Origin of the sequence: Streptomyces sp. Ag109_O5-1 (assembly GCF_003814875.1) — a bacterium.
GTDB lineage: Bacteria > Actinomycetota > Actinomycetes > Streptomycetales > Streptomycetaceae > Streptomyces > Streptomyces sasae.
This window is the reverse complement of the sequence record NZ_RKQF01000001.1, coordinates 9356623-9370784: the sequence shown is the minus strand read 5'-3', so window position 1 is coordinate 9370784 and position 14162 is coordinate 9356623. Positions and strand designations below refer to the sequence as shown.

Sequence of the window (14162 nt, the reverse complement as noted above, 5' to 3'; positions counted from 1 at the left end):
CGTCGGTACCCGAGGAACTCCTGCCATGGCGCATCTCCTACGGCGTCTGCTGTCGGCCGGCGCCCCCTGCGACGACGTGGTCGCGGCCGCCCCCCGGGTCTCCCCGCGCGAGGTGTTCCGGCGGTTCTGGCCGTACACCCGCGGTGGCCGCCGCTGGCTCGTGCCCCTCGTTCTGCTGAGCCTGGCCGCTCCCGCCGTCGACGCGGCCGAACTCTGGCTCTTCAAGATCGTCATCGACGACGTGCTCGTCCCCCGGGACCTGCGGCCGTTCCTGTGGATCGCACCGGCCTACCTCGGTCTCGTCGTCTGCTCCGGCACGCTCGGCTTCGCCGACGACGTGACCTCCACCTGGGTCGGCGAACACTTCCTGCTCGCGCTGCGCTCCGACGTGTTCCGGCACGTCCAGGGGCTGTCGCTCGGCTTTTTCGAGCGCCGGCGGCTCGGGGACGTGCTGGCCAGGGTCACCGGTGATGTCGACGCGGTGGAGACGTTCCTGCTCTCGGGCGTGGCGGACGCCCTGTACTACCTGATCCGGCTCGGCGTCTTCCTCGGTCTGCTCTTCTACCTGCGCTGGGACCTGACCCTGCTCTCCCTCCTCGTCGTGCCGGTGTTCTGGGGCTGCGCCCGGCACTTCTCGCGCCTGATCAAGGAGGCGTCCCGGGAACGCAGGCGCCGCAGCGGCACGCTCAGCGCGATCGCCGAGGAGTCGCTCGGCAATGTCGTACTGGTGCAGGCGTACAACCGGCAGGGCTGGGAGGCGCACCGGTTCGAGCGGGAGAACCTCGGCAGGTTCCGGGCGGCGATGGCCTCCGCGCGGATCCGGGGCGTCTACGGACCCGTCGTGGAGATCATCGAGGTGGCGGGCGGTCTCGCGGTGCTGGGCCTCGGCACCTGGAAGCTGGCCCAGGGCCAGCTCACGCTGGGCGGGCTCCTGGTGTTCCTGGCGCTGATCGGCAAGCTGTACGGCCCGGTGCACGGGCTGTCCGGGCTCGGCACCACCTTCTACGCGGCCTCCGCCTCGGCGGAGCGGATCATCGAACTGCTGGACCAGCGGCCCCAGGTGACCGAGGCGCCGCGTGCCCGGCGGATCCGCCGGGCACGCGGTGACGTGGAGTTCGACGGGGTGTGGTTCCGCTATCCCGGTACGGCGGCCTGGGCGCTGTCGGACGTGTCGTTCCATGTGGCGCCCGGGGAGACGCTGGCGCTGGTCGGGGCGAGCGGGGCCGGCAAGTCCACGCTCGCGAAACTGCAGTTGCGGTTCTACGACCCCGACCGGGGCGCGGTCCGGCTGGACGGGACCGACCTGCGCGAACTCGCCCTGTCCGACGTGCGGGAGAGTGTCGCGGTGGTGCTGCAGGAGACCCTTGTCTTCCACGGCACCGTGCGGGAGAACATCGCCTACGGCCGGCCGGCGGCCACGGAGGCGGAGATCGTCGCGGCGGCGCGCGCGGCGGACGCGCACGAGTTCGTCGGGCGGCTCCCGGAGGGCTACGACACGCTCGTCGGCCAGCGCGGCCGGACGCTCTCCGGCGGTCAGTGCCAGCGGCTGGCGATCGCCCGGGCGATGATCCGGGACGCGCCGGTGCTGCTGCTGGACGAACCGACGGCAGGGCTCGACGTCGGGTCGGGCCGGCGGATCATGGATCCGCTGCGCCGGCTGATGGCCGGGCGGACGACCGTCGTCATCTCCCACAACCTGCTGACCGTCCGGGACGCCACCCGGATCGTGGTGCTCGACCACGGCCGGGTCGTCGAGGACGGGGCGCACGCCGACCTGCTCGGGCACGAGGGGGCGTACGCCCGGCTGCACCGGCTGAACGCGGGTGCGGTGCTGTCATGAGCCCGGTGGGCCGGGACCCGCCGCTGGCGCCGGGCACGGTGCCGGTCCCGGGCTACGAGGTCCTGGGACATCTCGCCCGCACCGGCTGGCTCGACGTCCACGACGCCTGGAGCGCGGAGCGGGACTGCCGGTGCGTGGTCAAGGTGGTGCGGCCCGACCGCCGGGACGAGCCGGGGCTGGGCGAACGGCTGCTGCGGGAGGGCCGGTGGCTGCAGGAGTTCAGCCATCCGCACCTGGTCCGCGGGTACGACACCTTCGACTCCCCCGAGCCGCTGGTGGTCCTGGAGACGCTGACCGGGGAGACGCTCTCCCACCTGCTGCGCCGGCTGCGGCACCGGCCGTCCGCGACCGATGTGGCGCTGCTCGGGGTGCAGTTGTGCTCGGCGGTGCACTATCTGCACGGCCGGGGCCTGCTGCACCTGGACCTCAAGCCGTCCAACGTGGTGGTGGACCGGGGGCACGCGAAGGTCCTCGACCTGAGCGTGGCACGGCCTCCCGGGGCCGCCCCGGCCGGGCTGGGCACCTGCTGCTACCGCGCCCCCGAGCAGGCCCGCGGCGGGACGCTCACGGCCGCCGCCGACGTGTGGGGCATCGGCGTCACGCTCTTCGAAGCGGCGTGCGGGGAGGCCGCGTTCCCCTGCGGGGACACGCGGGAGCGCGGCGCCCCGCCGGTCTCGTCCCGGCGGCGGCTCCCCCGCGCTCTCGCAGCAGCCGTCGACGGCTGCCTCCGGGCCGATCCGACGGCCCGCCCCACCGTCGCCGAGCTGGCCGCCGCCCTGGCAGCGACGCTGCCCGCCCCGCACCGCGGCGCGTGACTCACGCCTCCGGCGTCACCACCTTGCCCTTCTGCAGCTGGGCGGTGGCGACGACGGTGCCGTCGGGAGAGGTCAGGCGGGCGCCGGAATACTGGGTGAGGTCGACGGGGACCGCCACCCCCCAGTGGCCGCGTCCCTCGCGCACCAGGAATTCGCCGACACGCGTGGTCGTACCGTCGATGTGTTCGAGGAGGCAGGTGACCTTGCCGGTGTAGGGAGTGCCGGGGAAGGAGACGGACACGAACATCCAGGCGGGGCTGCCCGGGTGGGCGTAGACGTCGCCGATGGGCTGCCCGCCCCCGGTCGGGATCACGTCCCCGACCAGCATGGGCTCGGACTCCGTGGCGGGCGCCGAGGCGGTGACGGCTCCCTCGACGGCGGTGCCGACCGCCCAGCCGGCGAAGCCGACGGCCACGGCGACGGCGGTGGCCACCGCGGCGAGCCGCAGCCGGGCCCGCCGGGCACGGCTGCGCCGGCCCTGGACGGCGCGGGCGGGCCGCTGTCCTTCGGGTGCCGTCGCCGCCTGCTCGGCCAGGCTGCGCGCCACCCGGGTCTCGAAACCGGGCGGCGGTTCGGCGTCCGGGAGCAGACCGATCAGCCGGTCGCCGATCCCGGTCAGCTGCCGGACGTACTCCCGGCAGTCCGCGCACCCGTCCAGATGCGCGACGGCCTCGGCCCGCTCACGGCCGGGCAGCACGCCCAGCGCCAGCTCGGCGCCGACCTCCCGCAGCTTCTCGCAGTGCGCGTCACTCGCCATGGTCGCCTCGCTCCAGAGACGTGAGGGTGGTGCGGAGTTTGGCCATCGCCGCCCTTATCCGCGTCTTTGCGGTGCCCAGCGGGATCTTCTCCGCCTCGGCGATCTGCTGGGCCGTCATACCGTAGATCCCTGCCATCATCAGGGCCCTGGCCTGCTCCCTCGGCAGCCGTGCCAGCGCCGCCCGGAGCTGGGAGGAGGCCTCGTCGGCCAGCGCCCACCGCTCGGGGGTCTCGGTGACGACCTCGAGGAGCGGGTCGAGGTCCTCGGGTGCCATCGGTTCCGTCCGCCTCGCGCGGACGGCGTCGACGGCGAGGTTGTGCGCGATGGTCGTCAGCCAGGTCCCGACCGAGCCGCGGCGCGAGTCGTAGATCTGGGCATGCCGCCATGCGCGTTCGAATGTCTGCTGAGCGACGTCCTCGGCGAGCTGCTGGTCCCCGGTGACGGCCATGGCGACCCCGAAGACCCGGTGCTGAAATCTCCGTACGAAGATCTCGGCGAGCTCCGGATCTCCGGTGGCCAGCCCGGACAGCAGAGCCTCGTCCGGGAGGCGGCCGACGGGGGACCGGATGCCCGACACACCCCTGTATACGTTCGACGGCCGCCAGGGGATTGCCCGCCCGCCTGCCCGCCCGCCGCGGAAGATCACATGTCCATTCTCCGTCGGCGGGCCGGGACCCGCACGCGGGTCAGTGCCCGTTCTGGGCCAGGCGCAGCAGGTGATCGGCGAGGGCCTGGCCGCCGGTCGGCTCGCGGCTGATCAGCAGCAGCGTGTCGTCACCGGCGATGGTGCCGAGGATGTCGTGCAGCTCCGCCTGGTCGATCGCCGACGCCAGGAACTGTGCGGCGCCCGGCGGGGTGCGCAGGACGACCAGGTTCGCCGAGGCCTCCGCCGAGATCAGGAGCTCCTGGGAGAGGCGGCGCATCCGCTCCTCCTTCGCCGACTCCCCCAGCGGTGCGCGGGGCGTGCGGAAGCCGCCCTCGCTCGGGACCGCGTAGATGAGCTCGCCGTCGGTGTTGCGGATCTTCACCGCGTTGAGCTCGTCGAGGTCCCGGGAGAGCGTCGCCTGGGTGACCGTGAGCCCGTCGTCGGCCAGCAGCTTGGCGAGCTGGCTCTGCGAGCGCACCGGCTGCCGGTTGAGGATGTCCACGATCCGGCGGTGCCGGGCGGTCCGGGTCTGCGGCACCGCAGCCCCCGTCCCGCCGGACTGGTCGAACTCCTGCGCCTGGCTCATCGTCGTCTCATTCCCCGGATCGTCCGTCCCCGCTCGCTGCGTCGAGGATGCCGGGCAGCGCCTGCAGCAACGCGTCCGCCTCGTCGTCGCGGAGGTTCAGCGGGGGCATCAGCCGTACGACGTCGGGGGCGGGCGCGTTCACCAGGAACCCGGCCTCCTGAGCCGCCTGCTGCACCTGTGCGGCCAGCGGCTCGGTGAGCACGATACCCAGGAGAAGGCCCGTGCCCCGGACATAATCGATCAGCCCGTGGCCGAGACCCTCGATTCCGTCCCGCAACTTCTCGCTCTGCCGCTTGACGTTCTCCAGCAACCCGTCGTTCTCGATGGTGTCGAGGACGGCGAGGCCGGCGGCACAGGCGACCGGGTTGCCGCCGAAGGTGGTGCCGTGGTGGCCGGGCTGGAGCAGTTCGGCGGCCCGGCCGAAGGCCACGGTCGCGCCGAGCGGCAGCCCGCCGCCGAGCTGCTTGGCGAGGGTGACGACATCGGGCAGCACGCCCTCGTGGGCCTGGTAGGCGAACCAGGTGCCGGTGCGGCCGGTGCCGGTCTGCACCTCGTCGAGGACGAGCAGCGCGCCGGTGGCGGCGGTGATCGCGCGGGCCGCCTTGAGGTAGCCGGGCGGGGGTACGACCACGCCGTTCTCGCCCTGGACGGGCTCGATGATCACCAGGGCGGTGTCCTCGGTGACCGCGGCGGCCAGGGCCTGCGCGTCGCCGTAGGGCACGTGGGTGACGTCGGCGGGCAGCGGGCGGAACGGGTCCTGCTTGGCGGGCTGGCCGGTGAGTGCGAGGGCGCCCATGGTCCGGCCGTGGAAGCCGCCGTCGGTGGCGACCATGTGGGTCCGCCCGGTCAGCCGGCCGATCTTGAAGGCGGCCTCGTTGGCCTCGGCGCCGGAGTTGCAGAAGAAGACCCTGCCCTCCCGGCCGAAGAGCTGGATCAGCCGCTCGGCGAGGGCCACGGTGGGCTCCGCCATGAAGAAGTTGGAGATGTGGCCGAGGGACGCGATCTGCTTGCTGACGGCCCCGACGATCGCCGGGTGGGCATGGCCGAGCGCGTTGGTGGCGATGCCGCCGACGAAGTCGAGGTACTCCCGGCCGTCGGTGTCCCAGACCTTGACGCCCTCGCCGCGGGCGAGGGGCAGGCGCGGGGTGCCGTAGTTGTTCATGAGCGCGCCCTGCCAGCGCGAGGTCAGTTCCTGATTGCTCATGACTCCCCCTCTTGGTCCGGCACGACCATGGTGCCAATGCCTTCGTCCGTGAAGATCTCCAGCAGGATCGAGTGCTGGACCCGGCCGTCGATGACCCGGGCGGTCTGCACGCCGTTGCGCACGGCGTGCAGGCAGCCCTCCATCTTCGGCACCATGCCGGCGCTCAACTCCGGCAGCAGCTTCTCCAGTTGGGAAGCGGTGAGACGGCTGATCACCTCGTCGGAGTTCGGCCAGTCCTCGTAGAGGCCCTCGACGTCGGTGAGGACCATGAGGGTTTCGGCGCCCAGAGCAGCAGCGAGTGCCGCAGCCGCCGTATCAGCATTGACGTTGTAGACATGTCCGTCGTCCTGACTGCGGGCGATGGAGGAGACGACCGGGATCCGGCCGTCGGCGAGCAGGGCCTCGATCGCGCCCGTGTCGATCGCGGTGATCTCGCCGACCCGCCCGATGTCGATCAACTCGCCGTCGATCCTGGGCTGGTGCTTGGTGGCGGTGATGGTGTGGGCGTCCTCGCCGGTCAGTCCGACGGCGAGCGGCCCGTGCTGGTTGAGCAGGTTGACCAGCTCGCGCTGGACCTGCCCGGCGAGCACCATCCGTACGACGTCCATGGCGTCCTCGGTGGTGACCCGCAGCCCGGCCTTGAACTCGCTGACGATGCCGTGCTTGTCGAGGGCGGCACTGATCTGCGGGCCGCCGCCGTGCACGACGACCGGTTTGAGGCCGGCGTGGTGCAGGAAGACGACGTCCTGGGCGAAGGCGGCCTTCAGGTCCTCGTCGATCATGGCGTTGCCGCCGAACTTGATCACGACGGTCCTGCCGTTGTGACGGACCAGCCAGGGCAGCGCCTCGATGAGGGTCTGCGCCTTGGGCAGCGCGGTGTGCTTACGCGTAGTGCTCATGACGAATAAGCGCTGTTCTCGTGGACGTAGTCGGCGGTGAGGTCGTTGGTCCAGATGGTGGCGGTCTCGCTGCCGGCGGCGAGGTCGGCGACGATGTGCACCTCGCGGTAGCGCATGTCGACCTTCTCGCGGTCCTCGCCGACCCCGCCGTTCTTGCACACCCAGACGCCGTTGATGGCGACGTTCAGCCGGTCCGGCTCGAAGGCGGCCTGGGTGGTGCCGATCGCGGAGAGCACGCGGCCCCAGTTGGGGTCCTCGCCGTGGATGGCGCACTTGAGGAGGTTGTTGCGGGCGATGGAGCGGCCCACCTCGACGGCGTCGTCCTCGCTGGCCGCGTTCACGACCTCGATCCTGATGTCCTTGCTGGCGCCCTCGGCGTCCCGGATCAGCTGCTGGCCGAGGTCGTCGCAGACAGCGCGGACGGCCTCGGCGAACTCCGCGTACTCCGGGGTGACGTCAGCGGCTCCCGAGGCGAGCAGCAGCACGGTGTCGTTGGTGGACATGCAGCCGTCGGAGTCGACGCGGTCGAAGGTGGTGCGGGTCGCGGCCCGCAGCGCCTTGTCCAGGTCCTCGCTCTCGACGACCGCGTCCGTGGTGAGGACGACCAGCATGGTGGCGAGGCCCGGGGCGAGCATGCCCGCGCCCTTCGCCATACCGCCGACCGTCCAGCCGTCCTTCGTCACGACGGACGTCTTGTGCACGGTGTCGGTGGTCTTGATGGCGATGGCGGCCTTCTCGCCGCCGTGCTCGGAGAGCTGGGCGGCGGCGGTCTCGACGCCGGGCAGCAGCTTGTCCATCGGGAGGAGCACACCGATCAGGCCGGTCGAGCAGACGGCCACCTCGATGGCGCCGCGCCCGAGCACCTCGGCGACCTTCTCGGCGGTCGCGTGGGTGTCCTGGAAGCCCTTGGGGCCGGTACAGGCGTTGGCGCCGCCGGAGTTGAGGACGACGGCCGAGACCTGGCCGCTCTTGAGCACCTGCTCGGACCACAGGACCGGCGCGGCCTTCACGCGGTTGGAGGTGAAGACGCCCGCGGCGGCACGGCGGGGTCCGTTGTTGACCACGAGGGCCAGGTCCGGGTTGCCGTTCTCCTTGATCCCGGCGGCGATGCCCGCCGCCGTGAATCCCTTCGCTGCCGTCACGCTCACGGCGCAACTCCGATCGTGGTCAGCCCGGTGGTCTCGGCGAGACCCAGGGCGAGGTTCATGCTCTGGACGGCACCGCCGGCGGTGCCCTTGGTCAGGTTGTCGATGGCGCTGATCGCGATGATGCGGCCGACGGCCTCGTCGTATGCGACCTGCACCTGAACGGCGTTGGAACCGTAGACGGACGCCGTCGCGGGCCACCGGCCCTCGGGGAGCAGATGGACGAAGGGCTCGTCGGCGTAGGCCTTCTCGTAGGCGGCGCGGACGGCCTCGGCGGTCACTCCGTCCTTCGCCGCGACGCTGCAGGTGGCGAGGATGCCCCGGGGCATCGGCGCGAGCGTGGGCGTGAAGGAGACGGCGACCCGCTCCCCCGCCACCGCGCTCAGGTTCTGGATCATCTCGGGGGTGTGCCGGTGGCCGCCGCCGACGCCGTACGGCGTCATGGAGCCCATGACCTCGCTGCCCAGCAGGTGCGCCTTGGGTGCCTTGCCCGCGCCGGAGGTGCCGGACGCGGCGACGATCACCGCCTCGGCCCCGGCGATCTGGGCGGCGTAGGCCGGGTACAGGGCGAGGGAGACGGCGGTGGGGTAGCAACCGGGTACCGCGATGCGCTTGGACCCCTCCAGCGCGGCGCGGGCACCCGGCAGTTCGGGAAGGCCGTAGGGCCAGGTGCCGGCGTGCGGGGAGCCGTAGAAGCGCTCCCAGTCGGCCGGGTCCTTCAGACGGAAGTCGGCGCCCATGTCGATGACGAGGACATCCGGGCCGAGCTGCTCGGCGACGGCGGCGGACTGCCCGTGCGGGAGCGCGAGGAAGACGACGTCGTGCCCGGCGAGGGCCTCGGCGGTGGTCTCCTCCAGCACTCGGTCGGCCAGCGGCAGCAGGTGCGGCTGGAGCGCGCCCAGCCGCTGACCGGCGTTGGAGTTGCCGGTCAGGGTGCCGATCTCGACCTCGGGGTGCGCGAGGAGCAGCCGCAGGACCTCTCCGCCCGCGTACCCGCTCGCTCCGGCCACCGCCGCACGTACCGCCATGTCCATCCTCCTCCAGATGGCATGACTATACGGCTCGCTGCACGTTTATGCAACGCCTGGCATCACTATGCAGCCTCCACCTTCGGCAGCATCACCCACCGCGACACCACGAACGTCACCGGAATCGCCGCCGCCGAAGCCATCAGCGGAGCGAACTTGCTGCCCACATGGAGCATGTCGACGATCACGTACACACCCACCGTCGTGATCACGAAATTCGTCGCGTTGGTCAGGGGGAACAGCAGGAATTTCCGCCAGGTGGGACGTATCCGGTAGGTGAACTTCGCGTTGAGGAAAAATGAACCGATCATGCTCAGCGTAAAAGCGATGACGTGTGCGGCGAGGTACGGCAAATACCTGAGAAGGAGAAGGTAAAGGCCGTAGTACGTCGCCGTGTTGACGACGCCCACCAGCGCGAAGGTGATGATCTGCCTGGATATCGGGCGGGCGGGTACGGTCGTGGTCGACAGGGTGGCGTTCGGCATCAGGGGATGAGGTCCTTCGTCGTGCCGCGGGTGCGGTCTTCCGTTCGGTCCACGTTCGTCGCCTTCACCAGGAAGTGCGGGCGCCCCTTGACCTCGTAGTAGATCCGGCCGGTGTACTCGCCGATGACCCCGAGCATGATCATCTGTACGCCGGCCAGGGCGGTGACGGCTGTAATGATGGTGACATAGCCGGGTGTCTGGACGCCGTTGATCATCGTGGCGCCCACGATCCACGCCGTGTACGCGCCGGCGAGGGCCAGCAGGGTCATGCCGAGGTAGAGCGCGGCGCGCAGCGGGCGGTTGTTGAAGGAGAGCAGCCCGTCGAGGCCGTAGTTGAGCAGGCTGCGGAACGACCAGGAGCTGGTTCCGTGTTCGCGCACCGCGTTCTCGTACTCGAAGGTGGTGCTGGGGAAGCCGACCCAGGCGAACAGGCCCTTGGAGAAGCGGTTGTACTCGGTGAGGTTCACTATCGCGTCCACGACCCGGCGCGACATCAGCCGGAAGTCGCCCACGCCGTCGACGAGTTCGACGTCGACCATCCGGTTGATGAGCCGGTAGTAGAGGCGGGCGGTGAGGGTGCGGGTGAAGCGGTCGCCCTGCCGGGTGCGCTTGGCGATGACCTGGTCGTAGCCCTCGCCGCGCAGTTCGACCATGCGCTTGATGAGCTCCGGCGGGTGCTGGAGGTCGGCGTCCATGACGATCACGGCGTCGCCGGCGGCGTGCTTCAGGCCCGCGAGCAGGGCCGACTCCTTGCCGAAGTTGCGGCTGAAGGAGACGTACCGGACCCGCGAGTCGCGGTCGGCGAGCTGGCTGAGCAGGTGCAGCGTCTTGTCGCGGCTGCCGTCGTCGACGTACACGAACTCCATGTCGTGGCCGAGCGGCAGGAGTTCGTCGGCGATCTTCTGGACCGCCTCGTGGAAGCGTTCGATGACGTCTTCCTCGTTGTAACAGGGCGCGACGATCGATATCAGCATGGGTTTCTCCCCTGGGGACAGGTCAGTGAGCGGCGGTCGTGCGCGCGCCGGAGCGGGCGGTGACTCTGCGGCGTACGGCCGGGACGGTGCCGAGCAGGATCAGGGTCAGCAGCGAGGCGCCGCCGACGGCTCCGCCCAGGCGCAGGCCGGGCGGGTGGAACGTGCAGGTGAGGCTGGTGGCGGAGGCGCCCAGCGGGACGGCGATCAGGCCGTAGAACTCGCCGGCCGCGACCTCGGCGCCACCGGCGGAGCAGCGCCAGCCGGCGATGCGGGGGGCGGCCACGACGGCGGTCCCCTTGCTGCCGGCGGGCAGCTGGGCGTGGAGCGTGGCGTCGGAGACGGTGACCTTCGTCGCGCCGGTGGACTTCAACTGGTGTACGGCGGCACGCAGTTTGGCGTCGTCGAGGCAGCCGACCGCACCCTGCGCCGGGATCCGGGTGGGCCAGTTGGGCGTCAGCGCGATCCGCACCTGTCCGGAGGCCGGAACGGTGCCGAGCGGCTGCATCGCGGCGATCTTCGTGCCCAGGTCGTCGGACCGGAACAGCTTCTGGTCGCCGCCGGTGGCGAGCTGTGCGGTGCCCATGTAGTGCGGCGCCCACAGGAACACCGAACTCCCGGCCTGGCAGCGGGCGGTGACGGTCTGCCGGCCGCGCACCAGCAGCCCCCGCGCCGCGCCGCCCTGCTGCTGACCGCTCAGGGTGGTGGCGGGCAGGGTGTAGACGCGACTGCCGAGCAGCAGTTCCTGGTTGCGGTAAGGGGAGGGGCCGAAGGCGGCGGGAGTCGTGTCCGCGGCGGCCGGCCGTACGGTCACCAGCGGTGGGACGTCCTCGCGGGTGACGGTCGAGGGACCGCCGCCCTGGGGCAGCCATTTCTGGTGCGGGTCCGGCGGGTTGTGCACCCGGGCGCCCACCGCGAAGACCGCGTCGGTGACCGGGTTGTCGAGGCTCTGCAGACTGCGGCCGCGCGAGGTCCAGCCGTCGCCGAGGGCGGTCATGGTGCGGCTGAGGACGTCGGCGGTGAGGCTGCTGTAGTACTGGGAGCCCTGACCGCCGACCATCATCGGGTCGTTGGCGACCGTCTGGTCGCGGCCCGGTTCGGTGCGGTACGCGGGCCAGGCGTCGTTCTCGGCGACGACGTCCGCCTGGCGCTGCTGGCGGTCGCCCCAGGGCGCGTAGTCGTCCATGTTGTTGAGGCGGACGCGGTCGGCCACGGCGGTGGTGGCGGCGGCCTCGCCGATCTGGGCGCCGATCAGCAGGACCACGGCGAGTCCGGCGAGCGCGGGACGGCCGTTGTTCCCGAGACCGAGCAGCGCGAGCCCGCCCAGCGCGCCGGCCACGGCGAGCAGCACGACCGGCCAGGTGTGGTGGTTGTGCTGCTGGGTCAGGATGCTGCGGCTCGCGACGCCGGCGATCAGGGCGAGCAGGACGGCCGCCGCCCCCAGCGCGCGCCAGTCGGGCAGACCGTAGGCGAGGGCGTGCCAGGCCGCGATGACCAGCAGGGCGCACAGGACGAAGGCCTGACGGTAGGAGCTGCCGTTCGGGACGGCGAAGGCGTGCCAGGCCAGACTGCTCGGCGCCCACTGGAGCGAGAGGGCGACGGCGAGCACCAGCCCCGTCCAGCCCGCCCGCACCCGGACCGGGACCGCCCGGTGGAAGGGCAGGGCGAGGGCGAGCACCAGCGCGGTGATGCCGACGTAGAGGGCCGGGGAGGCGTAGCTGTAGGTGGTCGGCAGCAGCCGGGCCAGCAGGTCCTCCACACCGACCGGGGCGAACTGGTTGTCCCGTCCGGGATAGGCGTGCTTGGTGCCGGAGTACACGACGATCACCAGCGGCGCGGCCAGGCCGATGCCGAGCAGGACGGTCCCGGCGGCCCGGCCCACGATGCCCAGGGCGCGCCGCCACGGCAGCTCGGCGAGCACCAGCCGGAGCAGCAGCACCAGGGCCGCGGCGAGGGTGGCCATGTAGGCGGTGTAGAAGTTGGCGATCCAGGCGAGCGCCACGACCAGCACGGCGAGCAGCGGGCGGCGGCCGGCCATCACCCACTCCCCGACCAGGCAGAGCAGCGGCAGCGCGATCAGCCCGTCCAGCCACATCGGGTTGAAGGAGGCGAGGGCGAGGCTCCAGCCGCACAGCGCGTAGGAGGCGCCCAGGACGCCGGCCGCCCACCAGCGGCCGCGGTGCAGACTGAGCAGCAGCCAGGCCATGGCGGCACCGGCGGTCGCCGTCTTCAGCACGGTGATCGTGTAGACCGCGAGGTCGATCTCGTCCCGCGGGAACACCCCCACCAGCAGGGCGAACGGGCTGCTGAGGTAGGTGCCGATGTCGGGCAGGAAGCTGGAGCCGTAGCCGGACTGCCAGTTGATGAAGAGGCCGCCGTCGGCGCGCCCGTGCAGCAGGTCCCACAGATGGGCGTGGAAGGGGACGTACTGGTTCCCGAGGTCGTTGACGCTGCGGGTGCGGGAGCCGAAGGGATAGCTGCCGGCGATGACGTCGCCGGCGCAGAAGGCGACGGCGGTCAGGAGTGCCGCGAGCAGGGCGGCGGCCCGGCGTGGATCGCCGCTGCGCCGTCTCACGGGCCCGGTCTCCTGCTTTTCGCTCCCTGCCGGTTCCACCCCCTGTTCGTGCCCGGTCAGGGTGGTGCGATTCATTCTGTGCGGCCCCTAGATAAAAAACGCGGGCATTACTCCCCGCAGGACGGTGTTTCGCCGACATAGACGGGTAGGGGACCGACTTGGTTGTGCTTCGGCTGTGAAGTGATAGCCCGAATTCCGAATACACGTACGCATTATGAGGAATTCATGACGCCAAAGGAAACAGAAGTTTTCCGGGAAATGAGCCGCAGGTGAACGCGCTTTTGGGAGGCCTATCGGGCGCCTTGCGGGACCCCTTCGGATGCCATGTGCGGCGGTGCGGCCCGATGGGCGCGTTCAACAGCTTGGCCCCAGTATGTCCCCGCGACGATCAGCGTGGCGCCGGACACGGCGAGCGCGGTGAGCCGTTCACCGCCGAGACCGACGCCGACCAGCAGGGCCCACACCGGTTCGGTGCCCAGCAGCAGGCTGGCCCGGGTCGCGGAGGTGCGCTGGACGGCCCAGGTCTGGGCGAGGAAGGCGAACAGGCCGCAGCAGAGGGCCAGGTAGAGGAGCTGGGCCCAGGTGGCGGCGCCGGTCCGGGCGAGCACGGGCAGCCCGGGCACCACGGGCACGAGAAAGAGGACCGTCCCCACGACGGTCTGTACGGCCGTCAGCGGGAAGGGGCGCAGGGCCCGGCCCGCGGTCACCCGGCCGACCAGCACCACATGGCCGGCCCGCACCACCGCCGCCGCGAGCATCAGCAGATCACCGGTTCCGGGAGCGCGCAGCCCGTTGCCGGACACGAGCAGGGCGACACCCGCCAGGCACACCCCGGCGGCGAGGAAGAAACGCCCCGGCAGTCCGTCCCGGCGCCCCACGCGGTCCATGACCGGGGTGAGGACGAGGGTGAGGCTGATGATGAGGCCCGCGTTCCCGGCGCTGGTGCGGGCGACACCGTATGTCTCCAGGACGAGGACGGCGGCCTGGGTGAGGCCGAGCAGACAGCCGTAGGCCTTCTCGTCCCGGGTGGGCGCACCGGACCGGCGCAGCGCGGCGACGCAGACGACGGCAGCGACGGCGTAGCGCAGGAAGAGGACCATCAGGACGGGCAGGGTGTCCGTGGCCGTCTTCGCCGTCAGATAGCTGGAGCCCCAGACCACGGCGACGACCAGGAGCACCGCATCGGTACGACGGGTGGTCGGCATGCCGTT

Annotated in this window: 13 protein-coding genes; 2 read left to right on the top strand and 11 right to left on the bottom strand. The window is 71.5% G+C overall.

All coding sequences use genetic code 11. The features are described 5' to 3' along the window. The first annotated feature begins 25 nt into the window (after positions 1-25). Complete coding sequence (locus EDD90_RS42680; RefSeq protein WP_123978436.1) at positions 26-1840, top strand: ABC transporter ATP-binding protein; 1815 nt, start codon at positions 26-28, stop codon at positions 1838-1840. Beyond that, positions 1837-2655 (top strand): serine/threonine-protein kinase, encoded by an 819-nt coding sequence (locus EDD90_RS42675; RefSeq protein WP_123978435.1) that lies wholly within the window; start codon positions 1837-1839, stop codon positions 2653-2655. Before EDD90_RS42680 ends, EDD90_RS42675 begins: the two co-directional genes overlap by 4 nt. A 1-nt stretch (position 2656) precedes the next feature. Here EDD90_RS42675 and EDD90_RS42670 read toward each other — a convergent pair whose 3' ends face one another. The 11 genes from EDD90_RS42670 to EDD90_RS42620 all read right to left on the bottom strand — a co-directional run bounded on the left by EDD90_RS42670 (position 2657) and on the right by EDD90_RS42620 (position 14156). Continuing rightward, positions 2657-3412, bottom strand: a complete 756-nt coding sequence (locus EDD90_RS42670; protein WP_123978434.1) for a zf-HC2 domain-containing protein — start codon at positions 3410-3412, stop codon at positions 2657-2659. After that, positions 3402-3989: an RNA polymerase sigma factor gene (locus EDD90_RS42665; protein WP_123978433.1), complete on the bottom strand. Its 588-nt coding sequence runs from the start codon at positions 3987-3989 to the stop codon at positions 3402-3404. Before EDD90_RS42665 ends, EDD90_RS42670 begins: the two co-directional genes overlap by 11 nt. Positions 3990-4098: 109 nt before the next feature. Continuing rightward, positions 4099-4644 (bottom strand): arginine repressor, encoded by a 546-nt coding sequence (locus tag EDD90_RS42660; RefSeq protein WP_123978432.1) that lies wholly within the window; start codon positions 4642-4644, stop codon positions 4099-4101. Positions 4645-4651: 7 nt separating this feature from the next. After that, a complete protein-coding gene (locus EDD90_RS42655) occupies positions 4652-5848 on the bottom strand; it encodes an acetylornithine transaminase (protein WP_123978431.1) in 1197 nt (398 codons plus the stop codon). Beyond that, a complete protein-coding gene (gene argB / locus EDD90_RS42650) occupies positions 5845-6747 on the bottom strand; it encodes an acetylglutamate kinase (RefSeq protein ID WP_123978430.1) in 903 nt (300 codons plus the stop codon). The genes EDD90_RS42655 and argB overlap by 4 nt, the downstream gene beginning before the upstream one ends. Then, on the bottom strand, positions 6744-7895 hold the full coding sequence (gene argJ, locus EDD90_RS42645; RefSeq protein ID WP_123978429.1) for a bifunctional glutamate N-acetyltransferase/amino-acid acetyltransferase ArgJ: 1152 nt from the start codon (positions 7893-7895) through the stop codon (positions 6744-6746). The genes argB and argJ overlap by 4 nt, the downstream gene beginning before the upstream one ends. Then, complete coding sequence (argC, locus tag EDD90_RS42640; RefSeq protein ID WP_123978428.1) at positions 7892-8920, bottom strand: N-acetyl-gamma-glutamyl-phosphate reductase; 1029 nt, start codon at positions 8918-8920, stop codon at positions 7892-7894. The genes argJ and argC overlap by 4 nt, the downstream gene beginning before the upstream one ends. 65 nt (positions 8921-8985) lie before the next feature. Then, on the bottom strand, positions 8986-9405 hold the full coding sequence (locus EDD90_RS42635; protein ID WP_123978427.1) for a GtrA family protein: 420 nt from the start codon (positions 9403-9405) through the stop codon (positions 8986-8988). Beyond that, positions 9405-10379, bottom strand: coding sequence for a glycosyltransferase family 2 protein (locus EDD90_RS42630; protein WP_123978426.1), 975 nt, complete (start codon positions 10377-10379; stop codon positions 9405-9407). The genes EDD90_RS42635 and EDD90_RS42630 overlap by 1 nt, the downstream gene beginning before the upstream one ends. Positions 10380-10401: 22 nt before the next feature. Beyond that, positions 10402-13026, bottom strand: coding sequence for a YfhO family protein (locus EDD90_RS42625; RefSeq protein WP_123978425.1), 2625 nt, complete (start codon positions 13024-13026; stop codon positions 10402-10404). Between the two features lie 215 nt (positions 13027-13241). After that, positions 13242-14156, bottom strand: coding sequence for a DMT family transporter (locus EDD90_RS42620; RefSeq protein ID WP_123978424.1), 915 nt, complete (start codon positions 14154-14156; stop codon positions 13242-13244). Positions 14157-14162: the final 6 nt, after the last annotated feature.

Bases quoted from the DNA above. Each gene is read 5' to 3' on its own strand.
- EDD90_RS42680 (WP_123978436.1), top strand. From the start codon at position 26: ATGGCGCATCTCCTACGGCGTCTGCTGTCGGCCGGCGCCCCCTGCGAC.
- EDD90_RS42675 (WP_123978435.1), top strand. From the start codon at position 1,837: ATGAGCCCGGTGGGCCGGGACCCGCCGCTGGCGCCGGGCACGGTGCCG.
- EDD90_RS42670 (WP_123978434.1), bottom strand. From the start codon at position 3,412: ATGGCGAGTGACGCGCACTGCGAGAAGCTGCGGGAGGTCGGCGCCGAG.
- EDD90_RS42660 (WP_123978432.1), bottom strand. From the start codon at position 4,644: ATGAGCCAGGCGCAGGAGTTCGACCAGTCCGGCGGGACGGGGGCTGCG.
- EDD90_RS42655 (WP_123978431.1), bottom strand. From the start codon at position 5,848: ATGAGCAATCAGGAACTGACCTCGCGCTGGCAGGGCGCGCTCATGAAC.
- argB (WP_123978430.1), bottom strand. From the start codon at position 6,747: ATGAGCACTACGCGTAAGCACACCGCGCTGCCCAAGGCGCAGACCCTC.
- argC (WP_123978428.1), bottom strand. From the start codon at position 8,920: ATGGCGGTACGTGCGGCGGTGGCCGGAGCGAGCGGGTACGCGGGCGGA.
- EDD90_RS42635 (WP_123978427.1), bottom strand. From the start codon at position 9,405: ATGCCGAACGCCACCCTGTCGACCACGACCGTACCCGCCCGCCCGATA.
- EDD90_RS42630 (WP_123978426.1), bottom strand. From the start codon at position 10,379: ATGCTGATATCGATCGTCGCGCCCTGTTACAACGAGGAAGACGTCATC.
- EDD90_RS42625 (WP_123978425.1), bottom strand. From the start codon at position 13,026: ATGAATCGCACCACCCTGACCGGGCACGAACAGGGGGTGGAACCGGCA.
- EDD90_RS42620 (WP_123978424.1), bottom strand. From the start codon at position 14,156: ATGCCGACCACCCGTCGTACCGATGCGGTGCTCCTGGTCGTCGCCGTG.